The 25,253-nt window shown below is 62.4% G+C and carries 21 protein-coding genes and 6 pseudogenes; 26 read left to right on the top strand and 1 reads right to left on the bottom strand.

The window, feature by feature from the left end; genetic code table 11:
• Window positions 1–15 precede the first annotated feature (15 nt).
• The 6 genes and pseudogenes from OMP38_RS20335 to OMP38_RS20310 all read left to right on the top strand — a co-directional run bounded on the left by OMP38_RS20335 (window position 16) and on the right by OMP38_RS20310 (window position 4,518).
• Window positions 16–939 (top strand): ADP-ribosylglycohydrolase family protein, encoded by a 924-nt coding sequence (locus tag OMP38_RS20335; protein WP_277566700.1) that lies wholly within the window; start codon window positions 16–18, stop codon window positions 937–939.
• Between the two features lie 345 nt (window positions 940–1,284).
• Window positions 1,285–2,283, top strand: coding sequence for a cell wall hydrolase (locus OMP38_RS20330; protein ID WP_277566699.1), 999 nt, complete (start codon window positions 1,285–1,287; stop codon window positions 2,281–2,283).
• Between the two features lie 119 nt (window positions 2,284–2,402).
• Window positions 2,403–3,303: pseudogene (locus tag OMP38_RS20325) on the top strand (aldo/keto reductase).
• Between the two features lie 211 nt (window positions 3,304–3,514).
• The gene (locus OMP38_RS20320; protein ID WP_277566698.1) at window positions 3,515–4,003 is read left to right on the top strand and encodes an Rpn family recombination-promoting nuclease/putative transposase; all 489 of its coding nucleotides are present in this window, start codon (window positions 3,515–3,517) and stop codon (window positions 4,001–4,003) included.
• Complete coding sequence (locus OMP38_RS20315) at window positions 3,897–4,229, top strand: Rpn family recombination-promoting nuclease/putative transposase (RefSeq protein WP_338130556.1); 333 nt, start codon at window positions 3,897–3,899, stop codon at window positions 4,227–4,229. The genes OMP38_RS20320 and OMP38_RS20315 overlap by 107 nt, the downstream gene beginning before the upstream one ends.
• 49 nt (window positions 4,230–4,278) lie before the next feature.
• Window positions 4,279–4,518, top strand: coding sequence for an RpnC/YadD family protein (locus OMP38_RS20310; RefSeq protein WP_277566696.1), 240 nt, complete (start codon window positions 4,279–4,281; stop codon window positions 4,516–4,518).
• 64 nt (window positions 4,519–4,582) lie between these two features.
• Here OMP38_RS20310 and OMP38_RS20305 read toward each other — a convergent pair whose 3' ends face one another.
• A complete protein-coding gene (locus tag OMP38_RS20305) occupies window positions 4,583–5,368 on the bottom strand; it encodes a YheC/YheD family protein (RefSeq protein ID WP_277566695.1) in 786 nt (261 codons plus the stop codon).
• Window positions 5,369–5,806: 438 nt separating this feature from the next.
• Between OMP38_RS20305 and OMP38_RS20300 the strand changes: the two genes are divergently transcribed.
• The 20 genes and pseudogenes from OMP38_RS20300 to serC all read left to right on the top strand — a co-directional run bounded on the left by OMP38_RS20300 (window position 5,807) and on the right by serC (window position 25,240).
• The gene (locus OMP38_RS20300) at window positions 5,807–6,763 is read left to right on the top strand and encodes a phenylacetate--CoA ligase family protein (protein WP_277566694.1); all 957 of its coding nucleotides are present in this window, start codon (window positions 5,807–5,809) and stop codon (window positions 6,761–6,763) included.
• A gap of 13 nt (window positions 6,764–6,776) precedes the next feature.
• Window positions 6,777–7,799 carry a 2,3-diaminopropionate biosynthesis protein SbnA gene (gene sbnA, locus OMP38_RS20295; protein ID WP_277566693.1) on the top strand — a complete coding sequence of 341 codons (1,023 nt, stop codon included), beginning with the start codon at window positions 6,777–6,779 and terminating at the stop codon, window positions 7,797–7,799.
• A complete protein-coding gene (locus OMP38_RS20290; protein WP_277566692.1) occupies window positions 7,796–8,767 on the top strand; it encodes a 2,3-diaminopropionate biosynthesis protein SbnB in 972 nt (323 codons plus the stop codon). The genes sbnA and OMP38_RS20290 overlap by 4 nt, the downstream gene beginning before the upstream one ends.
• Before the next feature lie 224 nt (window positions 8,768–8,991).
• Window positions 8,992–9,348: a hypothetical protein gene (locus OMP38_RS20285; RefSeq protein ID WP_277566691.1), complete on the top strand. Its 357-nt coding sequence runs from the start codon at window positions 8,992–8,994 to the stop codon at window positions 9,346–9,348.
• Window positions 9,269–9,517, top strand: coding sequence for a chemotaxis protein CheX (locus OMP38_RS20280; protein ID WP_338130555.1), 249 nt, complete (start codon window positions 9,269–9,271; stop codon window positions 9,515–9,517). Before OMP38_RS20285 ends, OMP38_RS20280 begins: the two co-directional genes overlap by 80 nt.
• Window positions 9,496–9,876: a response regulator gene (locus OMP38_RS20275; protein WP_277566689.1), complete on the top strand. Its 381-nt coding sequence runs from the start codon at window positions 9,496–9,498 to the stop codon at window positions 9,874–9,876. The genes OMP38_RS20280 and OMP38_RS20275 overlap by 22 nt, the downstream gene beginning before the upstream one ends.
• Window positions 9,876–10,562, top strand: a complete 687-nt coding sequence (locus OMP38_RS20270) for a cache domain-containing protein (protein WP_277566886.1) — start codon at window positions 9,876–9,878, stop codon at window positions 10,560–10,562. Before OMP38_RS20275 ends, OMP38_RS20270 begins: the two co-directional genes overlap by 1 nt.
• The gene (locus tag OMP38_RS20265; protein WP_277566688.1) at window positions 10,546–11,712 is read left to right on the top strand and encodes a methyl-accepting chemotaxis protein; all 1,167 of its coding nucleotides are present in this window, start codon (window positions 10,546–10,548) and stop codon (window positions 11,710–11,712) included. The genes OMP38_RS20270 and OMP38_RS20265 overlap by 17 nt, the downstream gene beginning before the upstream one ends.
• A gap of 49 nt (window positions 11,713–11,761) precedes the next feature.
• Window positions 11,762–12,184 (top strand): chemotaxis protein CheW, encoded by a 423-nt coding sequence (locus tag OMP38_RS20260; RefSeq protein WP_277566687.1) that lies wholly within the window; start codon window positions 11,762–11,764, stop codon window positions 12,182–12,184.
• A gap of 13 nt (window positions 12,185–12,197) precedes the next feature.
• Window positions 12,198–12,419 (top strand): annotated as a pseudogene (locus tag OMP38_RS20255) (Hpt domain-containing protein); the annotation flags it as partial.
• Between the two features lie 199 nt (window positions 12,420–12,618).
• Window positions 12,619–14,340: a chemotaxis protein CheW gene (locus tag OMP38_RS20250; protein WP_420869684.1), complete on the top strand. Its 1,722-nt coding sequence runs from the start codon at window positions 12,619–12,621 to the stop codon at window positions 14,338–14,340.
• 30 nt (window positions 14,341–14,370) lie between these two features.
• Window positions 14,371–15,969 carry a methyl-accepting chemotaxis protein gene (locus OMP38_RS20245; protein WP_277566685.1) on the top strand — a complete coding sequence of 533 codons (1,599 nt, stop codon included), beginning with the start codon at window positions 14,371–14,373 and terminating at the stop codon, window positions 15,967–15,969.
• 20 nt (window positions 15,970–15,989) lie between these two features.
• A pseudogene (locus OMP38_RS20240) lies at window positions 15,990–16,779 on the top strand (CheR family methyltransferase).
• A 37-nt stretch (window positions 16,780–16,816) separates the two neighbouring features.
• Window positions 16,817–17,891: pseudogene (locus tag OMP38_RS20235) on the top strand (protein-glutamate methylesterase/protein-glutamine glutaminase).
• 343 nt (window positions 17,892–18,234) lie between these two features.
• Window positions 18,235–20,247 carry a PAS domain-containing sensor histidine kinase gene (locus tag OMP38_RS20230; RefSeq protein ID WP_277566684.1) on the top strand — a complete coding sequence of 671 codons (2,013 nt, stop codon included), beginning with the start codon at window positions 18,235–18,237 and terminating at the stop codon, window positions 20,245–20,247.
• 27 nt (window positions 20,248–20,274) lie between these two features.
• Window positions 20,275–21,111, top strand: coding sequence for a response regulator (locus tag OMP38_RS20225; protein WP_338130554.1), 837 nt, complete (start codon window positions 20,275–20,277; stop codon window positions 21,109–21,111).
• A pseudogene (locus OMP38_RS20220) lies at window positions 21,108–22,057 on the top strand (ring-cleaving dioxygenase). The gene OMP38_RS20225 and the pseudogene OMP38_RS20220 overlap by 4 nt, the downstream one beginning before the upstream one ends.
• Window positions 22,058–22,114: 57 nt before the next feature.
• Window positions 22,115–22,727 (top strand): annotated as a pseudogene (locus OMP38_RS20215) (flavin reductase family protein).
• A 103-nt stretch (window positions 22,728–22,830) separates the two neighbouring features.
• Window positions 22,831–23,844, top strand: coding sequence for a DUF4917 family protein (locus OMP38_RS20210; protein WP_277566683.1), 1,014 nt, complete (start codon window positions 22,831–22,833; stop codon window positions 23,842–23,844).
• 295 nt (window positions 23,845–24,139) lie between these two features.
• Complete coding sequence (gene serC, locus OMP38_RS20205) at window positions 24,140–25,240, top strand: 3-phosphoserine/phosphohydroxythreonine transaminase (protein WP_277566682.1); 1,101 nt, start codon at window positions 24,140–24,142, stop codon at window positions 25,238–25,240.
• Window positions 25,241–25,253 lie beyond the last annotated feature (13 nt).

Here is a 25,253-nt window from a genome sequence, read left to right as displayed (position 1 = left end):
AAGACGGGCGTTAAAATGAAAGATAACGGGGAGACGGAGGCGGAGAAAATGGAACTGGCGGAACGGATACGGGGCGGGCTGTACGGCGTGGCGGTCGGGGACGCGCTGGGCGGCACGACGGAGTTCATGTCCCCGCGGGAGATCGCGGCACGCCACGGCTATTTGACCGAAATCGTCGGGGGCGGCGTGTGGCGCCTTGAACCGGGCGAGGTGACCAACGACACGATGATGACGCTGTGCGTAGCGGATGGGATATTGGCAGCGCCCGACGATCCGAAGGAGGCGATCGGCGAACGGTTTTTGCGCTGGTATGCTTCCGGTCCCGAAGATGTCGGGAATATCATCCGGACCGTGCTCGCCACGTATGAGGGCGACTGGTTCCAGGCCGCGATGCTCGCGGATCTGGATCTCGGGCAAAGCGCGGGCAACGGTTCCCTGATGCGATGCCTGCCCGCGGCGCTGTGCTACCCGGCTTGGGCGGACGTGTCGCGCGTGTCGCGCATGCAGTCGAAGATGACGCATTACGACGAGCTCTGCAACGAGGCGTGCGAGATTTATAACCGGATCGCGTTCGCCATGTTGGACGGCGAGGCTCCGCTCCGCGAGGCGGTCGGCGCCGCCGTCGCGGGCACCCCGTACGAAGCGATGCTCTCGTCGAATCCCGACTGCGAGACCAGCGGCTATGTCGTGCACACGTTCCGCTGGGTGCTGCACCTGCTGCTGACGTCGAATTCTTTCGAAGAGGTCGTACAGCGGGCGGCGAATCAGGGCGGAGACTCGGACACGATCGGCGCGATCGCCGGCGGCCTGGCAGGCGTGCACTGGGGATTTGCGGGCATCCCGGAGCGCTATGCTGCCGGCATTCTCATCCGGGAGCGGCTGGACGCGACGTCCGAGCGGATCCTGGCGCTGCGTCGATCGCTGGCGCCGGGCGCTTAGCGCGGCTTTCAACTTCGCCGACCGGGCGTCCTCGCCCGTGGCTACTTCGCTCACGCTGTCCGAAGCCCCGTGCTGGCCGCGAGAATCCGTCGCGCAGCCAAGCGCAGAAACGGAAAAAACAAGGTATTCGGAGACCGCGTCCGGTTCGGACGCGGTTTTTGGACATGCGCGCTTACGCAGCCAACCCCCCTGTTTATGAGCTAATGATCGCTATTTTCGAAGGATTTCGGACAAGCAAACGCTTTCCTAGGATGAAAAATCACTCATATTTAAATTTTTCCTTTTTTAATGTCTGTATAATAGCGAACAGTGCTGATCATGGATTTCATTCCGCTAAAAAAGGAGATGAAGCTCATTCAACGGCTGACTAGAATCGCGACCCTGGCGCTAACGCTTTTCCTGGCGCTAGGCGCAGGCGCGACATTCGCAAGCGCGAATAGCACGAATAGCATCCTATACATAGCAGATGTAAAGGTCGACCTGAACCGAAGCTTATGGACGGTCGGCGGGTGGACTTACGCTCCGGTCAAGGAACTCGTCGAGCACATGGGCTGGACGCTCGAATACGACGGGGAGTCCGGACGCACCACGATTGCCAACGATCTGGGAGACGTGCTCGCTTTCAAGGCGGGATCGTCCGATGTCGCGCTGAACGGCCGCACCTATGACATCGGCGGCACGGTCCGTTTAAAGGACGGCGTCACTTACGCGCCGCTGCGCGTCGTCGCCGAATCGATGCACGCCAGCGTCGGCTGGAAGGATCAGGAGAAGGTCGCCGTCCTTCAACAAGAGGCGTTGTATACGGTCGTCGCGGGCGACACGCTCTGGCGCATCGCCGAGGCGCACGATACGACCGCGACCGCGCTGAAGGTTCGCAACGGGTTGGCGAGCGAAGCGCTGGCCGTCGGTCAGCAGCTCAAGGTGGTCGCGCCCGAATTCCTCGATCCGGACGTCTCCGGGCAGAAGGCGACCGCCGCTGCCGCGGAAGCGATCGATCCCGTCGAGCTGACGCTGCTCGCGAAGCTGGTGGAGGCCGAAGCGGGCAGCGAGCCGTACGAGGGCAAGCTCGCCGTCGCGAGCGTCGTCATGAACCGTCTGCACAACGACAGGTATCCCGACACCTTGCGGGGCGTTATTTACGCGCCTGGCCAGTTTTCGCCGGCCGGCAACGGCAGCCTGGAGCGGGAGACGCCTTCCAAGGACAGCCTCAAAGCGGCCAAGTCCGCCCTGTCCGGCGAGAACAACGTACCGGGGGCCTACTCTTTCTTTAATCCGCAGCTCGAGCCTGCCAAGGCCAAGCGGCTCAAGGCCATCAAGAAAATCGGCCATCATGTTTTCGTCTAACGATCGAATGTCGGTTTGCGAATGAAGAGCGGGGCCGAGGCCCCGCTTTTTTGCCGTATCGGGACATGCGCGGAGATTGGGTAAACTGATAATAGATTCTATGGAAAGAGGCGAAGGTCATGGAGAAAAGAACGTACGGCAAGACGGGCATGCAAGTAAGCGTACTCGGATTCGGCGGCGCGGAGATCGGGTTCGGCGACGCCGATCAGCGGGTCGTGGACAGGCTGCTGGGCAGCGCGCTGGACGCGGGGCTCAACCTGATCGATACGGCGGAGTGCTATAAAAACAGCGAAGAGCTCATCGGCCGTGCCGTCGCGGACAGGCGCGGCGACTATTTCCTGTTCACCAAATGCGGGCATGCCGCCGGCCTCGATCTGCCCGACTGGGATCCCCCGCATGCTGGCGCAGAGCATCGACCGCAGCCTCGAACGGCTCAAGACCGATTATGTCGACGTGATCCATCTTCATAGCTGCTCCGAGGAGGTGCTGAGGCAGGGCGACGTCATCGACGTGCTGAAGCGCGCCAAGGAACAGGGCAAGACACGGTTTATCGGTTACAGCGGGGATCATACGAACGCGCTGTACGCCGTACGCACCGGGGCGTTCGATTCGCTCATGACCTCCTTGAACATCGCGGACCAGGAAGCTGCGGACCTCACCTTGAAGGAAGCGGCCGAGCGAGGCATGGGCGTCGTCATTAAGCGCCCTGTGGCCAACGTAGCCTGGCGGCATGCCCAAGCGCCGGATCCGAAGGCCTACGAGTACCCGTACTGGCAGCGGCTGCAGAAGCTGAAATACGACTTCCTGGAAGGAGACTTGGAAGAATCGGTCGGCAAGGCGCTGCGCTTCGCGCTGTCGACGCCGGGCGTACACTCGGCGATCGTCGGGACCGCGAACCCGGACCGTTGGACGACCAACGCCAGGCTGTTGGCGAAGGGCGCGCTGCCTGCGGCGGAGTACGAGGCGATCCGCGAGCGTTGGCGCTCGGTCGCCGAGGCCGATTGGATCGGTTTGGAATAAAATTGACGAACGTATATTCCCTTTTTGCGGTTATTGTGGTTTAATAAAAGCAATACGTTAGCGGTGAAGCACACCCCGACGGTCGTCCATGACGGCTTGGTCGGGGTTTTTGCTTTTCCGGGGGGGGAGGGAGAGCAAAGGTGAGCTTGCGCATGCTTTTGCGGCGGAGTGCCGTGCATTATAATGGAGTTATTATAGCGGAGGAACGGGTATGAGCGGCAGGGAGAAGACCGCAGGCCCCTCTTTTCCGCACGATACGTCTTACCGTTACCTGTTATCGAGCAAAAAGTTGTTCGTCGAGCTCATCCGCTCGTTCGTTGCCCGCGAATGGGCCGAAGCGATCGACGAGTCCGATTTGGAAGCGATCGATCACGCATTCGTTTTGCCGGATTTCGGCCGGAGAGAAGCGGATTTGGTTTATCGGCTCCACATGAAGGACAGGGAGATTATTTTCTACTTGTTGCTGGAGCTTCAATCAACCGTGGATATGGCCATGCCATATCGGCTGCTTCAGTACCAGGTGGAGATCTGGCGTTATCTGCTCCGCAACCGTCCGGCTGCGGAGGGCGGCCGCTTCGGGCTCCCCCGCGATCGTGCCGATCGTGCTGTACAACGGCCAGCGTCCATGGACGGCGCCGAAGCGGTTTCGCGCGTTGATGGAGGGACAGGATGCCTTTGGCGAGGAGCTATTGGACTTTGAATATGTACTGATCGACGTAGAACGATACACTGAGCGAGAGCTCCTGGAGCTTTCGAATACGATCGGCGCCGTGTTCTTGCTCGATCAGACGGCGGACCGGCAGCAGCTGCACGATCGGCTTTCCAAACTGATGGGTACCGTGCGGTCGATGCCCGAGGAATTAAAAAAATCAATTTCTGAATTGGCTGGCGAATATGGTCGCAAAGCAGCTGCCGGAGCCGCGTGAAGCGTTCGACGAATTGATTCGTCATTTTAACGAGAGGGGAGACGGGACCATGGGACTGCAGCAGAACCTGGAGGCAATCCGGAACAGCGGCTTGGAAGAAGGACGCGAGCAAGGCTTGAGAAAAGGTTTGGAGCAAGGTCTTGAACAAGGTCTGGAGCAAGGTCTGGAACAGGGACTCGAGCAAGCGGCGTCTCGCATGCTCAGGCTTGGTCTTGACCTTGAAATCATCGGCGAAGCCACCGGTTTTTCTAAAGAAAAGCTGCAGAAGCTTCGCGAGCGATTGAAATAGATTTCAGGTTCTCTGCGGCGCTAAGCCGAGCCCAGGCCGCAGAGGACGACGCTGGTTTTAGCCGTTACGTTCCCGATTTAGCCTTTCCGCACTTCAAGCAATATCGCCTGCCGTACCTGCGCCCATAGCGCACGATCCTGCGTATCGCCGTCTGGTCTTCCAGCTTGACGAAGGGGCAAGGGTCCGGGCGGGTATTGACCTCCAGGATCCAGGGCTTCAGCCTGCGGTCGACGGCAATGTCGATGCCGAGCTCGTTCATGGCCGGGTATTCGCGTCCGAAGCGGCCCGCCGCCAGCAGCGCCAGCTCTTGCATGAGGCCGATCGTTTTTGCAGTCCCCGTACGGCCTGCAGCGGGCTGGAGCAGCCGCCCCGCTTCGTAGATCGTGCCGCCCTGGCTGCCGTTCGAGACGATCTTGCCCGGATGCGCGACGCGGCCCGCGATGCCGGTGACGACCCACCGGCCCGCCGCGTTTTTCTGCGTCATGATTCGAAAATCGAAATGCCGTCCTTCGTACAGCGGCACGCGTACGCCCTGTTGAATCAGATGGCGTCTCTGATCCGTCCAGCGCCGTATGGACCCGTACATCTCCTCATAAGAGCCGAAGTCATGCCGCTCGGTGCCGATCCGATAACGATAGCTGTTCGGCTTCCGTTCGACGCGCATGACGCCTATGCCCTGCGACCCCGTGTCGGGCTTCACGTAAACCATCCCGCACTTCCCCAACATATCCCGCAGCCGATCCGGAGAGAACGGTACGGTGAGCGGCACGTGTTTTCCCAGTTTACCGCCGCGAAGCAGCTCCGTCTTGATCAGCTTGCTGGACACGGTCTGTGCATAACGATTTTTCACGGCGCGCCCTCCCGCTTTTGCCTTTATCTATCATACGAACGAAAAGGGCCTTTTGCGATTGCCGCCGGTACGGCGCCGACTGCTTTCGCACGCGTACTTCGAACGTCGGGCCGCCCGTCGACATATGGTGATAGCAACCCGGTTTAGGCTTCGACCTCGACGGGCAAGGAGTGGATCGAATGTCCGAGCCTACGGGCCGCAAGGCGCTCGCCGAGCGGACGGCGCAGCGATTTCCTTGGTATCGCGGGCTCCCTGGCTGGGACGCAGCGCCGCCGGAGCCATTGCCTTTGATCACAGCTTCCGTGCTGGAGGCTTTTTTATTATACCGAAGACAATCCGCTCGCGCTCCGCAGCGATCTCTACTGCTACCGAACCTCGGGCACGAGCTCCGGGCGGCGCAAGACGATCTACTATTCCGAGCGGGACGAAGCGGAATACTTGCGCATCAAGCAGGGCGTCTTCCGCGACATTCTCGGAGACGGCGGCTATCGGACCGCGGCATCGGACATGGGGACGGGACATGCCGAAGCGACGGCCTCGAGCGTCTTCCGAAGCCTGGGCATGACGGTCGATACGCTGTCGTACCGGGAGCCGATCGAACGTCACGTCGAGCGGTTGCAGCATATTCGTCCCGAGGTGCTCTATACGATGCCTTCGATTCTGGACCGGATCCTGCTCGCGGCGGACGATCCGCCGTCCTTCGGCATACGGCAGGTCATCCTGGTCGGAGAGATCGCGGCGCCCGGCTGGATGAGGCACGCTGCCGGCAGACTCGGCATCGGACCGGACGCGATCGCCGACACGTACGGCTCGATCGAGATCGGCACTGTCGCTTATTACGATCGTCGGCACGGACGGTACTTGCTGGCCGAAGGCCTCGAGGCGGAAGGGATCGGCGCCGAGGCGCTCGGCGAAGCGTATGAGCCGCTGCCGGCGGGCGAGCAGGTGCTCGTGCTCACGTCGGCCGTCCGGGAGGCGTTCCCGGCGCTTCGCTACGTCACGTACGACGTCGTCCGCGACCTGCGTCCGATCGTCGCGGACGGCGTTCGCAGGCAGAGCTTTCAGAGCATCGTGAAGCGTATCGGCCCTGACCTTAAGCACGGGGAAAAAATCAGCATATACGATATCGAAAACGCGGTTTACCGGCACATCCGCGACGCGGTCGTCCGCGTCAACGTGGCGGGCAACGCCTTGCGCGTCCATCTGCACGGGGCATCGAATGCAGACCAGGCGCTGATCGGCCGGGTGCGCGCGGATCTGCAGGACCGCATTCCCGAGATCGGCGCCATGATTCGCGGCGGCATGCTGGCCGGCATCGAGGTCGTCGCCGAAGCCGGCTTCGACGACGAGCAGAGTCGCGGCGCCGTCAAAAACAAAAAAATCTTTTACACGTAAAGGTCGGGGTCGCATGAGGCTCGAAGGAGGCATCGCGGAAGCGATCGGGCGCACGCCGCTGATTCGGCTCGGACGGCTGTACGCCGGCGAACCGTTCGAGGTGCACGGCAAGCTGGAGTGGATGAATCCCGGGGGCAGCGCCAAAGACCGCCCGGCCCTGCACATGCTGCGCGAGGCGATCGGGCGCGGCGAGGTGTCCGAAGGCAGCGTGATCGTCGAGTCCAGCTCCGGCAATCTCGGCATCAGCCTCGCGCAGCTGTGCGCATATCTGGGGCTTCGGTTCATCTGCGTGGCGGATACCCGGACCACGCAGCGGCACCTGCAGATCATCCGGAGCTTCGGCGGCGAGATCGAGCTCGTGACCGAGCCGGACGCGCATACGGGTGAATACTTGCCTGCGCGCATTCGTCGGGTGCAGGAGCTGGTAAGCGAGATTCCCGGGGCCTACTGGACCAATCAATACGGCAATCCGGATAACGCGCTGGCCCATGCGGAGACGACGATGCGCGAGATCGGGGAGCGGCTGGAAGCGGTCGATTATTTGTTCTGCGGCGTCAGCTCGTGCGGCACGATCCGGGGATGCCGGGATTATATCCGCAGCCGCGATTGGCCGACGAAGATCGTAGCCGTGGACGCCGAGGGCAGCGCGCTGTTCGGCGGGTCCGACGGCCGGCGGAGATTTCCCGGTCTCGGCGCCGCGCAGTTGCCGGGCCTGCACGAAGAGTCGCTGGCGGACCTCGTCGTGCGCGTATCGGACGCCGATTGCGTGCGGGGTTGCCGGGCGCTCGTGCGGCGCGAAGCCATACTAGCCGGGGCGTCTGCAGGGGGCGTCGTCGCGGCGATCGGCCGGATGAGCCGAGACATACCTGCCGGCGCTGTTTGCGTCGCGATCTTGCCGGACCGGGGCGAGCGTTACATGGACACGGTGTACGACGACGAATGGGTTCGTCGGGAGCTCGGTCCCGAGACGGCGACTGGGTTGGAATCGGAACGGGGGACTTCCGCCCGGGCGGAAATCGAAGGTGGCAGCCGATGATCTATTTGCACGACGGTCATATCCGCGCGCTCGGCATCGATTGGCGCCGGCTGACCGGCGTCGTCGAGGCGGTCGTTCGCGAACGGGACCTCGGCGCGTGCGTCAGTCCGGTCAAAACGTATTTGCGCTTCGGGGACATGCGCAACCGTATCATCGCGATGCCGGCCTATGTCGGCGGGCCGTTCGGCCTGGCGGGCATGAAGTGGGTGGCGGGCTTCCCCGGCAATATCCTTCGCGGCCTGCCGCGCGCGAGCAACGCGATCGTGCTCAACGACGCGCATACCGGCATTCCCTTCGCTTTTATCCGGAGCGGGCTGTTGAACGGTCTGCGCGCGGCCGCGGTCAGCGGCCTCATGCTGAAGGCGTATATGGAGGCGCGGCAGCCGGAGGAAGTGCGGCTCGGCATCGTCGGCTGGGGCCCGATCGGCCGTCTTCATCTCGACATGTGCGCGGACCTGCTCGGCGATCGGTTGAAGCGTGCGGCGCTTTTTGATCTACGGCCGATCGATCCGGAGACGATTCCCGCTAGCCTGCGAGGCATCGTCTCCGTCGCGGACGATTGGCGCGAGGTTTACGGCGCATCGAACGTGTTCGCGACGTGCACGGTTGCCGCTGAGCGATACGTCGACGAGACGCCGCCGCCCGGCGCGCTGCTGCTCAATGTCTCGCTGCGCGACTACGAGCCCGGCAGCGTGTTCGGGAAGGCGATGCCGGTCGTGGACGACTGGTCCGAGGTATGCCGGGAAAATACGGATATCGAGCGGCTCCACGCAGCATTCGGACTCGGCGAGGCGGATGCGCGCACGCTCGCGGACGTCGTAACCAGGGATGCGCTGCTCGCTATTCCGGCGGGGATGCCGATCTACTTCAATCCGATGGGACTGGGCGTCTTCGATATCGCGATCGCGGGCGATTACGCGAGGCGCGCGGCGGAGCGCGGGATCGGAATTCCGCTGGATGAAGCGTGAATTCGAATAGGTCATAAGACATATTAGCCGGCGCCGGATCTTTCAGGGCGTCGGCTTTTTCGTTGGATGAAATGCGTATCTTCTGCCGCTCCGTTGCGCGTGACCGCAAAAAACTTGCTAAAGGCCGCGAATATTTGCGGTACCGCGCAATGGATTTTCGGTTACAGGCAAAAGGTGGGACTTTATGATTAATATAGTTCGAAATAACCGGTCAGGAGGCCATTATGAACATAGAGGCGAACACGTCGGCAATCGAGAGGGACGGGAAGAGCGAACGGGCGGACGAGCTGTTGCAGGATATTCTGCAGGCGACGCGCCAGGTCGTTCCGCTGTCGCTCAGCGTTACGGAACCTCGCTCGGCGGATGCAGAATGGCAGGATGAATGGGGCGTTCTAATCGGCGTTACGGGGGACATATACGGACGCGTCGTCATCTTGGGCGAGGGCGACGTGTTCGGCAGGCTCGGGGAATCGATGTTCGGCATGCTGCTCGAGGGGGGAGATGCTGCATTCTTTCGTCGGGGAGCTGGCCAATATGGTCACGGGACAGGCAGCGACGCTCGTTTCCGGCAGAGGTTATAGGATCGACATCACGCCGCCCACCGTCATCACCGGCCGCATGCACTTTTTCGGATTAAAAAAACGTCGTCAAGATGTCGGTCGCGTTCGAGCGAGCGGGAGAACTCCATTTCATCATATCCAGAGATACCGAAGGGAAGGTGTGACGCCATGGCAACGATATTGGTCGTAGACGATGCGGCGTTCATGCGGATGATGCTCAAATCGATTTTGCAAAAGAGCGGGCACGAGGTCGTCGGCGAAGCGGAAAACGGCGCGGTCGCGGTGGAGAAATACGCCATGCTGAAGCCGGATCTCGTGACGATGGACATCACGATGCCGGTCATGGAAGGGATCGAAGCGGTTCGATTGATCAGGGCGAACCATTCGGACGCGAGGATCATCATGTGCTCGGCGATGGGCCAGCAGGGCATGATCATCCAGGCCATTCAGGCCGGCGCGAAGGACTTCATCGTCAAGCCGTTCCAAGAGGATCGCGTCATCGAGTCGGTCAACAAGCTGCTCAAAGCCGAGGGGAGACCGGTGCCGTGATGAACCTTTCCGTTAAAAACCGACTGGCGATCGTGCTGTTGCTCATCCTGCTGCTGCCAAGCTCGGCGATCGGCTGGTTTGCCTACCGCAGCGCGGCGGGAGAGGTCAGGTCGCAGATTCGGAGCGCAGCAAAAGAGAGCGTGCAAGCGGCGGAGATGAAAATCCAGGACGAAATCTCGTCCGGCATGCAGGACGTCGACTACCTGTCGGGCCTGATGAGCGCGAAGCTGCTCGCGGGCAGCGACCCGGCCAAGGCGGAGGCGCTGCTCGCGCCCTTCCAAGCCGCCAAGCCGAATTACGAAAACGTCATCTTCGGAACGACGGAAGGAAAGACGGCGGCGGTGCCGCCTTCCGATCTGTCCGGGGACTACGATCCGCGAGAGCGCGACTGGTACAAGCAGGCGATGGCGCATCCGGGAACCGCGATCGTCTCCAACCCGATCGTGTCGGCCTCGAACGGCGAAATGATCGTCGTCATCGCCAAGACCGTCTCCGACGGAACGGGCGTCGTAGGCGCGGTCGTGGGGCTGAACGGGCTCAGCGAACAGATGAAGCAATACACCGTAGGTCAGCGGGGGTATGTATTCGTCCTCGACGGGAACCGCAATTACCTCGCCCATCCGTCGAGAAAGCCGGGGGGAACCGAATACCAACAGCTACATCCAGCAAGTGTACGGCACCGATAGCGGGGTCGCGCATTATACGCTGGATGGCGTGAAAAAAGAAGCGGCCTACGCGACGAACAAGCTCACCGGCTGGAAAGTCATGGGCACGATCGAGCTGACCGAAATCGCGGACGCGACGCGCGGCATTTTGTATACGACGCTTATCGTTGTCGCGGCTACCGCGCTCGTCGGTTTCCTGCTGGCGTACTGGCTGATCCGTTCGATCAGCGCGCCGTTGAAGCGCCTGATGCAGGCGACGGAACGGATCGCGGACGGCGATCTGACGGAGGAGGTGCCGGTTCGGAGCAAGGACGAGCTCGGCCAGCTCTCCTCGGCCGTCAATCGCATGATCCTCAAACTCAGGACGCTGATCGGCGACGTCGTACGTTCCTCCGAGAGCGTCGCGGCGTCGTCGGAGCAGATCTCGGCCAGCACCTACGAGATCGCCAGCGGCACGAACGTGCAGTCCCAAGCGGCCGTAGACATTCGCGAACGCTTCAGCGAGCTGTCCGCCGCGATCGCTGCCGTCGCCGAAGGCGCGGAGGCGGCAGCGCTGCTGGCGTCGCAAACTTCGGCGATCGCCCGGGATGGCGGCGCCGTCGTCAACCGTTCCGTGGCCAGCATGGGAGAAGTCAGCAACCAGGTCGCGCATTTGGCCGAAGATAGCGCCAAGATCGGCGAGATCCTCGAGGTGATCGGCGACATCGCCGAGCAGACGAACCTGCTGGCGCTGAACGCGGCGATCGAGGCGGCCCGCGCGGGCGATCAGGGACGCGGCTTCGCCGTCGTCGCCGACGAAGTCCGCAAGCTCGCGGAGCGCAGCGGAGAAGCGACCAAGCAAATTTCCGCGATCATCAAGGAAATGCAGCGCAACACCGAACGGAGCGTAGGGGCGGTCGCCGAAGGCGTGAGCCATTCCAGAGAGACGGGCGAAGCGTTCGAGCGCATCCTGTCCATGGTCTCCGCCACGGAGGACAAGGTCGGGGAGATTGCCGCCGCCAGCGAGGAGCAGGCCGCGCAGTCCGACGAGGTCAGACGCTCCATCGAGAGCATCTCCGCCGCCAGCGAGGAGGCTGCGGCCGCCTCCGAGGAGACGGCGTCGACTTCCCAATCGCTCGCGCAGCTCGCGGAGCGGCTGCACGAGTCCGCATCCGTCTTCAAGGTCGACTGACCGATACCGCCGCGATCGGCGAGAGCCAACACCGAGAGGAGCAACCGCCATGACGGCGCAAGAACAGTACGTGGAGTTCGGCATCGAGCGCGAGCAGTACGCCATCCGCATACAGGACATCCACGAGATCATCAAGATGCAGGACATCACGCATATTCCGGGCGTCATGCCGTACGTCAAAGGGGTCATCAACCTCCGGGGCAAGATCGTGCCTGTGCTCAGCCTGCGCGACCTGTTCGGGATGGAGGAGCAGCCCTATTCGAAGCAGACTCGCATCGTCGTCGTGAACCACGCCGTCGACACGGTCGGCATCATCGTCGACCGCGTCAGCAAAGTGACGACGTTCAACGACATTCAAGCGCCGCAGGGACGCTTCGGCGGGCTCGACGGCCGGCTGTTCACGGGGATCGGGCTGACGAGCGGCGGGTTGGTCGGCATCCTGCAGCTGGAGGAAGTTCTGCTTCAAGACTAGGGGGATACCGAATATGCTGTCTGAATACAAAGAGGTATTTCTGGAAGAGCTGGACGAGCAGCTTCAGCTGATGGACGAGGTGATCATGCGGCTAGAGCGGGATTGCGAGTCCGGCGAGGTGATCCAGAGCCTTTTCCGCGCGGCGCATACCTTGAAGGGTTCGTCGGCCGCCATGGGCTTCGAGGAGATGAAGCGCCTGACCCACCGGATGGAGCATCTGCTCGACCTGGTCCGGTCCAAGGAAAGAACGGTCACGCCGCCCTTGATCGACCTGCTGTTCCGTTCGCTCGACAGCCTCAAGCTGATGAAGGAGGATATCCTGAACCAGGATTGCATTACCGTGGACGTGTCCGCATGCTTGCAGGCGCTAGAGCGATTCGATTCGGAAAAAGAAGGCGGAGCTGCTCCAGGCCGCCGGCAAGTGGCGGACTCCGTTGCCGGCCAGACGGCGGAGGGGGGCTTCTGCCCCTGTCGCCGCCCCGGGCTTGAAGCGTCCGGCGCTGTCCTTATCGATCCGCCTTCACATGAAAAGCGCGCTCGAGCAAGGACTTCGCCTCTCCTGGGTGTCCGTTCGTCTGTCGCCCGATTGCTTCATTCAGGGCGCCAGGGCCTACGTCATCCAGACGATGCTCGCGGAGTGGGGCGAAGTGCTTCTAGCCTCGCCCGATTACGAGAGCATCGGCGAGAGCGGCGGAGATTCGCCGGAGCTGACGTATCTGTACGCGGGAACGCAGGAACCGTCCGAGTTGGCCGCGATGACGGCCGGTCTGGCAGACGTCGCGAGCGCGCAAGCCGAGCCTGTGCTCCCCGAGGAGGCGGAGATGGATTATCGTGCGCTGGAGCATGAGGAAGTGTCTCCGTCGCCAGTTGCGGTGACGGCTGCTCCGGCGACGGCCGCGAACGCGGGGCGCTCTGACCGGCAGCCCGCGTCGCCTCCGCCTGCGCCGCAGCCTCCAGCGGCCGCCAAGCCCAAAGCGCAGACGATCCGCGTGAGCGTGGAGCGGCTCGACGATCTGATGAACCTCGTCGGCGAGCTCGTCATCGACCAGACGCGCATCCAGCAGGTGGCCCGCACGCAGCGACGCCGCTTCCAGGACGATTCGGTCGGCGAGCTCGGGCATATCGCGGACCATCTCTCGCGGATTATCGGCGATCTGCAGGAGAGCGTCATGAAGGCCAGGATGCTGCCGATCGAGCAGCTGATGGGCCGCTTCCCGCGGATGATCCGGGATCTCTCCCGGGATCTGGGCAAGGAGCTCGAGCTCGTCATGGAGGGGCAGGACACGGAGCTGGACCGCACCCTCATCGAGGAGATCGCCGATCCGCTCATCCATCTCATCCGCAATGCCGTCGACCACGGCCTGGAGCTGCCCGAGGTTCGGGAGCGGGCGGGCAAGCCCCGCCAGGGCATCCTGCGCATCAAAGCCGCGCACGAAGACAATCAAGTCGTCATCTACGTCGAGGACGACGGGGCGGGAATCGATCCGGCGAAAATGCGGTCCTCGGCGGTCGCCAAAGGAATCATCACGCAGGAGGAAGCGGACGCCCTGGGAGACCGGGAGGCGATCGACCTGATCTTCCGGCCGGGGTTCTCTACGGCGCAGCGGGTGAGCGACGTGTCCGGACGCGGGGTGGGGATGGACATCGTGGCGAGCCATCTCGAAAAGCTGAACGGCATGATCGATATCCGTTCGGAGCTGGGCCGCGGGACGACGTTCAAGATCAAGCTGCCGCTGACGCTGGCGATCATCGTCGGGCTGCTGGTCAAGTGCAATGGCCAGACGCTGATCATCCCGATGAACAACATCGCGGAGATCGTGCGGGTTCCCGCCGAAGAGATTCGCTCCGTCCGCGGCCAGCCGGTCGTGCTGATTCGCAATCAGGTCATCCCGGTGGCGGATATCCGCGACAGATTCGGCGTTGCCGGGGCGAACGACAGCCGGAAGCAGATCCCGCTGGTCATCATCGGCTCCGCCGAGAAGCGCCTCGCCTTGACGGTGGACGAGCTCATCGGCAATCAGGAGATCGTCATCAAGTCGCTCGGCTCCTACATCGGCAAGGTGGAAGGCATCGCCGGCGCGACGATCCTGGGCGACGGCAGCGTGGCCCTGATTCTCGAGATATCGGCGCTGTTCGCAAGGACGGGCGCCCGATGAACGGTTAACGAAAAAACGGAGGGAACACCTATGAGCTGGTTCGGACATTTGAAAATATCCTTCAAGCTAGGCATCGCTTTCGCGCTGATGGCCGCGCTGTTAATCTTCATCGGAATGATGGGACTGGGTCAGCTTGGCAAGATCAACGACGCGCTAGGCAACATGTACGACAACAATCTGATCCCGATCGCAAGCCTCTCGGAGGCGCAAACGCAGTATGAACTCATCCGCGTTAACATTCGCGATTACAACGCGTTCGGCAAGACCGCTGCCGAAAAGAAGGAATACGAAGACCAAGCGCGGGCTGCTGCGGCTGAGTTGCTTCGCCAAGTGGATATCTACAGCAAGACTAAAATGACTGCTGAGGAAGTGGCGTTGTTCGCGCACTTTGATCCGGACTGGCAGGCATACGACGTAAAGCTCCAGGAGGCGCTCCAGCTTGCCCGAAACGATGAGCACGACGCGTTCATGAAGCTTATGCAAGGGGATCTCAAAACAACGGGCGCCGCCGTGTCCAAAGAAATCGACGACCTGGTGGCGCTGAACGTCAAGATCGCCAATGAAACGAGCGACAGCGGCGACAGCATGTACGCGTCTGCCCGCAAGTCGACGTTCGTCGTGATCGCGGCTGCGCTGCTGCTGAGCGTAGCGCTCGGTTTTTACATCTCCAGGCATATCTCCCGCCCGCTCCGCCGCACGGTCGAGCTTGTCGGCCGCGTGGCGCAGGGCGACCTGAGAGAGACCTCGGACATCGACACGCGGGACGAAGTCGGCAGTCTGGCGGCCTCTATCAATCGCATGATCGAGGATCTGCGGGGGACGGTCGCGCGCATTCAGTTTTCCGCCGAAAACGTATCTTCCGCCACGCAGCAAATATCGGCCAGCACGGAAGAAATCGCGGGAGGCAGCTCTACCCAGGCGAACTCCGCGCAGACGATGACCGAGCTGTTCAAGGAGCTGTCCGAGGCGATCGGATCGGTCGCCAGAAGCGCGGAGCACGCCTCGGACCTGTCGAACGCGGCGATGGAGATCGCGCAGGACGGCAGCCGGGTCGTGGAGGCATCGATTCAAGGCATGAACGAAGTGAACGCGCAGATGTCGCGGCTTGCGCAGGATTCGGAGCAGGTCGGCGAGATCGTCTCGGTCATCGACGATATCGCGGAGCAGACGAATTTGCTCGCGCTGAACGCGGCGATCGAAGCCGCCCGCGCGGGGGATCAAGGGCGCGGCTTCGCCGTCGTGGCCGACGAGGTGCGCAAGCTCGCCGAGCGAAGCGGAGAGGCGACCAAGCAGATCGCGCAGATCGTCAAGGGCATGCAGGCGAACACGCGGCGCAGCGTGGAGGCCGTGGCGAGCGGACTGGCAGGCTCGGAGCGCACGGGCGAAGCGTTCGGCGGCATCCTCGCCAAGGTGAGCGAGTCGGCGGGCCGGGTCGCGGAGATCGCGGCGGCGAGCGAGCAGCAGGCGGCGCAGTCGTCGGACATGATGGCATCGATCGAGAGCATCTCCGCCGCGGCCGAGGAAGCGGCCGCCAGCAGCCAAGAGACCGCGGCGACCGCGCAGACGCTCGCAGGCCTTGCGGAAGAGCTGAATGCGTCGGTGGCGATGTTCCGCACGCGCAAAGCATAGAGAAGGCGGGATGAACGATGATGGCAGCGAAAGCCGACGATCTTGACTTTGCGCAGTTCGTCGCGAAGCTGAAGGGCAAGACGAGCATTGACCTGCTGCAGTACAAAGAAGACCAGATGCGCAGGCGGCTCGCCACGTTCAGGGACCGGCGGGGCTATCGCACGTTTTGCGAGCTGTTCGAGGGCATGCTGCGCGACGCCGATCTGTACGAGGAATTTCTGGACCGCATGACGATCAACGTATCCGAGTTTTACCGCAACGCCAAGCGGTGGGAGACGCTGGAGAAAAAAATCATTCCCGATCTGGCCGCAAGCCGCGGCAAGCTCCGCTGCTGGAGCGCCGCTTGCTCGACCGGCGACGAGCCCTACACGCTGTCCATCGTGCTCTCCGGCCTGCTTAAGCGGCATGAATACGAGCTTCTGGCGACGGACATCGACAAGACGGCGATCAAAAAGGCGCGGGAAGGCCTGTACGGGTCCTCCTCGGTCCGAGAGGTACCGAAGCCGATCCTGAGCCGGCATTTCAAAGTGACGGGGGAAACGTACGCGATATCCGAGGAGATCAAGCGGAGCGTCACGTTCAAGCAGCACAATTTGCTCGCCGATCCGTACGAGCAGGGCTTCGACCTCATCGTATGCCGCAACGTGCTCATTTATTTTACCGACGCCGCCAAGGAAAGCGTATTCAGGAACTTCGCCAAGTCGCTGAACAAAGGCGGGTACTTATTTATCGGGGGGGACCGAGCAGGTCTTTCAACCGGAGCGGTACGGGCTGGAGACGACAGACGCTTTTTTCTATCGCAAGACGTGAGGTCCGCTTGGGCGGTCAAGGAAAGGAGAGGGACGCGATGGCTGCGATTCGGGTGCTGGTGGTCGACGACTCGATCTTCATGCGCAAGCTGATCAAGCGCCTGCTCGAGGAGGACCCGGCGCTGACCGTGCCGGGGGTGGCGACGAACGGCGCCGAAGCGGTGCGCATGGCCCAGGAGCTCAAGCCGGACGTCATCACGATGGACGTCGAGATGCCCGGCATGAACGGCCTGGATGCGGTATCCGCCATCATGAGGTCGCGCCCGGTGCCGATCGTCATGCTGAGCTCGCAGACGCAAGAGGGCGCCGTCGCCACCATTGACGCGCTGCGGCGGGGCGCCGTGGACTTCGTCGGCAAGCCTTCGGGCTCGACCTCCTTCGACTTGTACAAGGTGAGGACGGAACTGGTCGCGAAGGTCAAAGCGGCGTCCAAAACGCAAAAGGCGGCGCTGAAGACGCCGCCCGAGGCGAACCCCGCCGCCAAGCGCGCCGTCGCCGGCGCGGGCCGCGAGGATTCGCCGGGCTTCAGGACGTTCGGCCAGGTCGTCGCGATCGGCACGTCCACCGGGGGGGCCGCGCGCGCTGGATGCCGTCCTGTCGGCGCTGCCGGCGGGATTCCCTTACCCGGTGCTGGTCGTGCAGCATATGCCTCCGCGCTTCACCAAGTCGCTCGCCGAACGGCTGAACACGATCTGCGAGGTGCGCGTATCCGAAGCGGAGGACGGAGAGGCCTTGCGAGGAGGCTGCGTCTATATCGCGCCCGGCGACCGGCATCTGACCGTCGCGGAGAAGAACGGCGAGTATCTCGTGAAGCTCACGGAGGACCCGCTGCGAAGCGGCCACCGTCCTTCCGTGGACGTGCTGTTCGAATCGGTGACCCGCCTGTCCAAGCTGAAGCGCCACTACGTCATCATGACGGGCATGGGACAGGACGGCGCGAAGGGGATGCTGCTGGCCAAGGAACTCGGCGCCGCCTCGACGATCGCGGAGTCGCAGGAGACTTGCGTCGTATACGGCATGCCGCGGTCCGCGATCGAGCTTGGCTGCGTGGGGCATGTGTTGCCGCTCGGGCGAATCGCCGACAAGATCGTACAAGTCACGGGCAAGGGCTGAGCGTGGGAGGACAGGCGTTCGGATTGTTGGAAAAAGGGCAGTGCGCGTCATGGAAAAATGACGCTGCACCGCCCTTTTTTCGTGCGTTCACGCGCGCTGGCGCCCGAACGCGGGACTCGGAACGATCCGTTGAAAGACTAAAGGTAAAAAATGGAACGCCCCATTTTGAAAATTTAAGCAAATGTTCAGTGATTCGGACTAAAATTATGATCCAAGGATATCGAAATATATAGAATAGTGTCGAAATTTGCGCGAAAAAAGTTTGATTATATTACCAATGAGTAATTTACCATTCATCTTATTTTAGAATTTAGAAATATGGTGCGCGAGGAAGGGAATGCACGTGAAAAAATCGCCTATCATCTCTCAGCGAGCGTTGACTGCCACCCGGAACCAGACCTACAAGAAATCGTCTACGGCTTCGCTTGACCTGGAACGAATCAAAATGCGCCGCATCATGGAATCGGTAGGCGTGGCGATTTGTTCGTACGAGGCAGAGACGGGGCGCTGCGATTATTTATCCGATTCCGTGCTGTCGATTACGGGATACGAGAAGGAACAGCTGCAAGATATGCGCGCATGGAGCCGGATCGTGCATCCGGACGATTACGGCGAATTTCTAGCGCTGGACATGACGGTGCCGGACGTCAGGGAGACCGACCTGGAGTGCCGCATCATTCGCGCGGACGGAGAGCTGCGATGGCTGCGGGTCAGCGTCGCATTCCCGACGGACGCATCCGAACGCATTTTCATCAATGCGATCATTCGCGACGCGACCGCGGAAAAGCTGGCCGTCCGACAAGCGGCGGCGGACGCGCCGCGGGTCGACGCGGAGATGGCGGCGGCGTTCGCGCTCGAAGGAATGGACCTTCGTTTGGTCGAACAGAGCCCTGACGCGATCGTTTTTCACCGGGATTACCGGGTCGAATACGCCAATCCGGCGGCGAAGGCGCTGTTCGGCGCGGATAAGGAATTGACGGAAGCCAGAATTTTCGGGATGATCCATCCCGAAGATTTGGACCTGGCGCTGTCGCGCTTGTCGAAGGCGTACCGCGAGAGCAGCACGAGCGCGCCGGTCGAGCAGCGGATCGTGCGAATGGACGGCTCGTTCGTCCACGTGGAGGCCATCTCGGGTCCCGTGCCTTATAAGGGAGGCGTCGCGGCGATCTCCGTCCTGCGCGACATCACCGAACGCAAGCAGGCGGAGCGAGACCGGCTGGAGACCGAGAGACTGGTCCGGGAGAACGGCGAGCTGTACGTTCGCTTGCAAAATAGCCTGGACGGATTCTCGAGCGCCCTGTTCGGCATGGTCAAGGTATCCGAGATGGAGAGCCGCCTCATCCAGGTCGTGCGGGACGTACTCGGGACCGAAGAAATCTCGCTGCTGGAAGTTCGGCCCGATCGCCGCAGCGTCCTGCGCGGCGGGGCGCGCATTCCCCGCTGGCTGACTTCGGCGCCACGGGCGTGGAGCGCCGGCCTGCCGCTGTGCCGCCTCGTCGAAGGGCCGGACGGCTATCTCATCCGGATCGGGGATATCCGCACATCGGCCTGCGTGCTGTGCGTGGGCGAGCGCCCCGAGCCGCTTCGGCTCGAGCAGGTCCGCATATGGCTCGAGACGATCTGCCGTTACGTCAGCGTGCTGTATGACAACTTCCTCGTGATCGAGGATTTGACCCGGGAGGTGGAGTCGGCATCGACGCAGGCCGCCGTGCCGTCCAAGCTGCTCCGGCTGCTGTTCAAGCTGAACGAGCACGAGCGCAAGCGATTCGCCCAGGATCTGCACGACTCGGTGCTCCAGGAGCAGATCGTCTGGTATCGCAAGGCGGAGCAGATGATCGCCGATCCGACGCTGGACCCGGATACGCGGGGCAAGCTCCAGTCGATCGCGGAAGGATTGCTTGACGTCATGTACCAGATCCGCATGACGTGCATCGATTTGCGCCCGCCCATGCTGAAGGAAGCCGGGCTCGCATCCTCGCTGGCGTCGCTATTCGAGCTGACCCAGCTTCGCGCCGATTATGCGATCGACTACCAGCTGGGCGATATCGGGCAAGCTTTGTGCGAGGACCAGATGCTCGGCATATACCGCGTCGTGCAGGAGCTGCTCGCGAATGCGTCCAAGCATTCGCGGGCGACCCGGGTGAAGATCTCGCTCGCGGCGTCCGCAGGCTTGATTCAATTGCACTACGAAGACAACGGCGTTGGCATGGACATCGAGAAAGCGGAGAGCGCATTCGCAAGCATGGGCGTATACGGCATGAAGGAGCGCGTGCATAGCATGAGCGGCCAGATCGTTTTCTGCTCGGCTCCGAACGACGGGCTCTCCATCAGCATCCGCATACCGGCTGCCGGCTAGACCGGGCTGCGACGGGAGGGCATTCACATGATAGAAGTTTTGACGGTAGACGACCATCCCTCGGTCATGGAAGGAACGAAGCTGCTGCTCGAGCAGGAGGGCGACATCCGGGTGCGCTTCGCGAATACGGCCGCGGCGGCGATCGAGCTGACGGAGCGGCTGCGGTTCGACGTGATCCTCGTCGATCTGCAGATGCCCGATATGAACGGACTCGAGCTGTCGAAGCGCATGCTCGGCATCCGGCCGGACGCGACGATTCTTATTTATACGGGCTTTGACTTCAAAAATCACTTTAACCTGATGGTGGAGTCGGGACTCTCCGGTTTTCTGCCCAAGACGGTGAACAGGGAGCAGCTGGTGACGGCGGTCCGGTGCGCGGCGCGCGGAGAAGCCGTCCTGCCGCTGGAGTTGCTCAAGCAGCTCAGACGTCCGAGCGAGCCGCGTCCCGAGCCGCGCGCCGATCAAGCGTGCATGGCCGTGTCCGAGCGGGATCGGCAGATTCTGACGGAGATCGCCCGGGGCAAGAGCAACAAAGAAATCGCCCAAGCGCTGTTGATCAGCCAGCGGTCGCTCGAGTACGCGCTGACGGATCTTTTTCACAAGCTGAAGGTCAAATCGAGGGTCGAGGCCGTCATCAAAGCGCGCCAGCTCGGCATCGTGGACGAGACGGAACAGGGGGGCGGAGCGTCGGGACGACCTCCCGTTCGTCGGGCATCCCGGTCTGGACGCGATTTAAATATCGGCATGCGCCGAAATCCCCCGCTTGCATTAGCGGGGATGTTGCTGTATATTTATCTTAAATTAAAGATAAACAATTTAAAGATAAAGCGAATCGCCAACAGGCGAAGGAGACGATATCGATGACCCAGAAGACGTCCGGCATTCACCACATTACGGCATTCGTTCGCAACGCGCAGGAAAACGTGGATTTTTACGCGGGCGTACTGGGGCTGAGGCTCGTGAAGAAGACGGTCAACTTCGACGGACCGGAGGTCTACCACCTCTACTTCGGCAATGAAAGCGGAAGCCCCGGTACGGCGATTACGTTTTTCCCGTTCGGGCACGGCCGCAAGGGACTGATCGGCGGCGGGCAGGTGGGCTGGTCGACGTTCGCGGTGCCGGTCGGCGCGCTCCCCTTCTGGGAGGGACGTCTGACGAAGCTGGGGATCGCCTTCGAGCGGACGACGCGGTTCGGAGAGACCTTCCTGCGATTCCGCGACCGCGACGGGCTGCAGCTTGAGCTGGTCGAGCGCGAGCAGGGCGAGCCAAGCAAGTGGTCGTTCGGCGGCGTGCCGGCGGATAAGGCGATCAAGGGCCTTGGCGGCGCCGTGCTCTTCAGCCTCGCGCCGGACAAGACGATGGAGACGCTGGAGGGGCTGCTCGGACTCGAGAAGGTCGGCTCGGAAGGCGGCCTCGTCCGGTTCCGCGCGTACGGCGAGCTGGGCAATATCGTCGAGGTGCGGGAGGATGCCGCCCCGGGCGGTCATGGCGGCTCCGGCACGGTACACCATATCGCATGGCGCGCGAAGAACGACGAGGATCACCGCGTTTGGCGCGAGCGGACGCTCGTGCACGGCTTCCAGCCGACGCCGTTTACCGACCGGCAGTACTTCAATGCCATCTACTTCCGCGAGAGCGGGGGCATCTATTCGAGATCGCGACGGACCCGCCCGGCTTCGCCCGCGACGAGCCGACCGAGGCGCTCGGCGAGCGGCTGATGCTGCCCGAATGGTTCGAACCGAGACGCGCCGAGCTTGAAGCCGTGCTGCCGCCGATCGAGGTTCGCGTGCTGGACGCCGACCGGGCTTAATTTCAGGGATGCCGCGCAGGCCGCGCATGACGGCCGCGGCGAAGGGAGAGAGCAAGCATGATCGCGATCGATCCATCCGAACAGACCGAACGGGACAACTACAAACTCATGATCGGCAGCATCGTGCCGCGCCCGATCGCGCTGATGACGACGCTGTCGGCGGACGGGGTGGTCAACGCGGCGCCGTTCAGCTACTTCAATATCGTGACCGCCAATCCGCCGATGGTGTCGATCTCGGTCCAGCGCAAGGGCGGGGCCCAAAAAGGACACCGCGCGCAACGCCGTGGCGACCGGCAGCTTCGTCGTCCACGTCACCGACGAGTCGAACGTAGGCGCGGCGAATCTCGCGGCGGCAAATCTGCCGCCGGAGGAGAGCGAGCTCGGCTTTGCGGGCTTCACGGCCGTGCCGAGCAGCGCCGTGCCCGTGCCGGGGCTCGCCGAGGCGAAGATACGCATGGAATGCGTGCTCGAGCACGCCTATCCGCTGGGCGGAACGGCCGACGCGCCGGCGTGCGACCTGCTGATCGGGCGCGTGGTCCGCTTCCATGTCGCTGACGAGCTGCTGAGCGGCGGCAGGATCGACGCGCAGCTGCTGCAGCCGGTGAGCCGGCTCGCCGGCAACGCCTACGCGAAGCTGGGCGAAGCGTTTTCGCTGGATCGGCCGGAGTGAAAGGGCTTTGAAAAGCATGGCGCCTCCCTGTCTGGTATACTCGAATCAAAGCCCGGCGCCGCCGGGAAACGAGATTCGGAGGATGCCGGGGGGGAGGCGCCATATGTCTTTTCGCTACGAGATGTATGCTTATCGGGATATTCAGGAAGCGCATTCAGACGCACTGCTGTCGGGCAACGGGCTGTCGATCTCCTATTCGCCGCGGTTCAGCTACGGCTCGCTCTTTCAGGCCGCGACGCCGTTTATGGAGGAGACGGTGTCCGCGATCTTCCGGGCGCTCGGCACGACCAATTTCGAGCTGGCGCTGCGGGAGATCAACCAGGCGATCAGCCTGAACGGGCTCGTCGGGAATGACAGCGGCAGACTGCCGGGCCTGTACGCGGACATCCGCCATGCGCTCGTCCGTGTCGTGCAGCAGGTGCATCCCGAGAAGACCGATATCGACACCCCGGCAGACGCGCAGCCCGCGGAAGGCCGCAGACACGGAAGGCTCGCCGAGCTGGGCGTGCAGCTTGCCCGGTTCAAAGCGATTTTCACCACCTCTTACGACCTGATTCCGTATTGGGCCATCATGACTTCGCCATCCTCCTTCAAGGATTACTTTTTCGACTGCATTTTCTCGCCCTTGGTGCCGGAGAAGTACGCGGAGCGCATCCCGCTTCATTTCCTGCACGGCGCGCTGCACCTGTACACGGAGGACAAGCGCACGCGCAAGATCGTGGCCGAGAGCCGCCAGCTGACGCTGCCGCGCACGCTGGACCAGCTGTACCGAAGCGGGGACGCGGTGCCGCTGTTCGTGTCCGAAGGACTGAGCCGGCACAAAATGTCGCGCATTTTGGAAAACGAGTACCTCTCGTTCTGCTATGACAGCCTGAAGCGCTTGACCGGCGGGCTTACGGTGTTCGGCTTGTCGTTCGACGGGGACGAGCATATCGTCCAGGCCGTCCGCGAGTCGGCGCTAAGCCGCATCGCGATCGGCATCTATACGCCGGGAATGAGCCCCGAAGCGATCATGCTCGAGCAGGCGAGGTATGCAGGCAAGTTCGGAAGCGACCGCGAGCTGGTGTTTTTCGATTCGGCTTCGTTCGGAGAGGCGGGCGATGGATCAGCCTGTTGACAATCCCGCAGGACCTCCGTTAAAATGAGCAAACAATCGCAGATCGGAATCATGCCCGTGAAGAGCATCCAACTCGGAGGCGTTCCCGTCAAGAGCGGCCCGTTATCGCGAGATGCGGCCGCATCCTAAGTTTACCGGCCCCGCCCGTTACCGCGGAACCAAGAGGATGAGCCGCGCCCCGCGCGCCGGTTCATCAAGTTGGGTGGCACCGCGAGCTGACGCTCCTCGTCCCAATTCGGACGAGGGGCGTCTTTGCGTTTTCAACCGACTATCTTGGAGAAAGAGGCGAAGGAAAATGGATCGGACGTACAACTTCAATCCGGGACCGGCGGCGCTGCCGCTCGAGGTGCTGGAGCAGGGACGGGACAGCTTCGTGGATTATGGTGGGCAGGGGATGTCGCTCCTGGAAATGTCGCATCGCAGCAAGCCGGTGGAAGGCATGATCGCGGAGACGGAGCGGCAGCTGCTTGAGCTGATCGGCCTGCGGGATGCGGGCTACCGCGTGCTGTTCATGTCGGGCGGGGCGAGCGCGCAGTTCGCTTTGCTGGCGATGAACCTGTTGACGGCGGGCAAGGTCGGGCGTTACGTGCTGTCGGGAAGCTTCTCGGAAAAGGCGTACGAGGAGGCGCTGACGGTCGGAGCCGCGGAGGTGCTGGCGAGCGGCAAGGCGACCGGGTGGGCGAAACTGCCGGACGTGGAAGCGGCATTGGCGAGTCTGACTGAGGGAGATACCGCTTACGCCCATGTGACGACGAACAATACGATCGAAGGTTCGCAGTTCAAGACATTTCCGGACACGGGCGGCATTCCGCTGATCGGCGACATGACGAGCGACATATTGAGCCGGCAGATCGACTGGAAGAGATTCGCTATGTTCTATGCGGGCGCACAGAAAAACCTGGGACCGGCGGGCGTCACGGCCGTCGTGATCCGCGAGGACCTGCTGGCGGCGGCGGCGAATGCCAAGGTACCTGCGATTTTCCGATATGCAACCTACGCGAGCAACAATTCCCTGTACAACACGCCGCCGGTGCACAGCATCTACATGATGAAGCTGATGCTGGCTTGGACGGCCCGGGAAGGGGGCGTCGCCGCGATGGAGACGCGGAGCGCGGAGAAGGCAGCGATGCTCTACGAGGCGATCGACGGGAGCGGCGGATTTTACCGCGGCATCGTGGAGAAGCCGGACCGTTCGGCGATGAACGCGACGTGGCGTTTGCCGGATGAAGCGCTCGAGAAGGCGTTCGTGCAGGAGGCGCAGGCTGCCGGCTTTGCGGGTCTTGCGGGTCATCGGAGCGTCGGCGGGATCCGGGCCTCGATCTACAACGGCGTGCCCGTGGAGGCTTGCCGGGCGTTAGCCGGATTCATGAACGACTTCCGCAAGCGGCGGGGCTAGGGAAGGAGGCTGG

The sequence above is a fragment of the Cohnella ginsengisoli genome (genome assembly GCF_029525555.1).
Lineage (GTDB): Bacteria > Bacillota > Bacilli > Paenibacillales > Paenibacillaceae > Cohnella > Cohnella ginsengisoli.
The sequence above is the reverse complement of the archived record's forward strand: the minus strand, read 5'-3'. Positions and strand labels throughout refer to the sequence as shown.

Bases quoted from the DNA above. Each gene is read 5' to 3' on its own strand.
- OMP38_RS20335 (WP_277566700.1), top strand. From the start codon at position 16: ATGAAAGATAACGGGGAGACGGAGGCGGAGAAAATGGAACTGGCGGAA.
- OMP38_RS20330 (WP_277566699.1), top strand. From the start codon at position 1,285: ATGAAGCTCATTCAACGGCTGACTAGAATCGCGACCCTGGCGCTAACG.
- OMP38_RS20320 (WP_277566698.1), top strand. From the start codon at position 3,515: ATGAGCGGCAGGGAGAAGACCGCAGGCCCCTCTTTTCCGCACGATACG.
- OMP38_RS20310 (WP_277566696.1), top strand. From the start codon at position 4,279: ATGGGACTGCAGCAGAACCTGGAGGCAATCCGGAACAGCGGCTTGGAA.
- sbnA (WP_277566693.1), top strand. From the start codon at position 6,777: ATGAGGCTCGAAGGAGGCATCGCGGAAGCGATCGGGCGCACGCCGCTG.
- OMP38_RS20290 (WP_277566692.1), top strand. From the start codon at position 7,796: ATGATCTATTTGCACGACGGTCATATCCGCGCGCTCGGCATCGATTGG.
- OMP38_RS20285 (WP_277566691.1), top strand. From the start codon at position 8,992: ATGAACATAGAGGCGAACACGTCGGCAATCGAGAGGGACGGGAAGAGC.
- OMP38_RS20280 (WP_338130555.1), top strand. From the start codon at position 9,269: ATGCTGCATTCTTTCGTCGGGGAGCTGGCCAATATGGTCACGGGACAG.
- OMP38_RS20275 (WP_277566689.1), top strand. From the start codon at position 9,496: ATGGCAACGATATTGGTCGTAGACGATGCGGCGTTCATGCGGATGATG.
- OMP38_RS20270 (WP_277566886.1), top strand. From the start codon at position 9,876: ATGAACCTTTCCGTTAAAAACCGACTGGCGATCGTGCTGTTGCTCATC.
- OMP38_RS20260 (WP_277566687.1), top strand. From the start codon at position 11,762: ATGACGGCGCAAGAACAGTACGTGGAGTTCGGCATCGAGCGCGAGCAG.
- OMP38_RS20245 (WP_277566685.1), top strand. From the start codon at position 14,371: ATGAGCTGGTTCGGACATTTGAAAATATCCTTCAAGCTAGGCATCGCT.
- OMP38_RS20225 (WP_338130554.1), top strand. From the start codon at position 20,275: ATGATAGAAGTTTTGACGGTAGACGACCATCCCTCGGTCATGGAAGGA.
- OMP38_RS20210 (WP_277566683.1), top strand. From the start codon at position 22,831: ATGTCTTTTCGCTACGAGATGTATGCTTATCGGGATATTCAGGAAGCG.
- serC (WP_277566682.1), top strand. From the start codon at position 24,140: ATGGATCGGACGTACAACTTCAATCCGGGACCGGCGGCGCTGCCGCTC.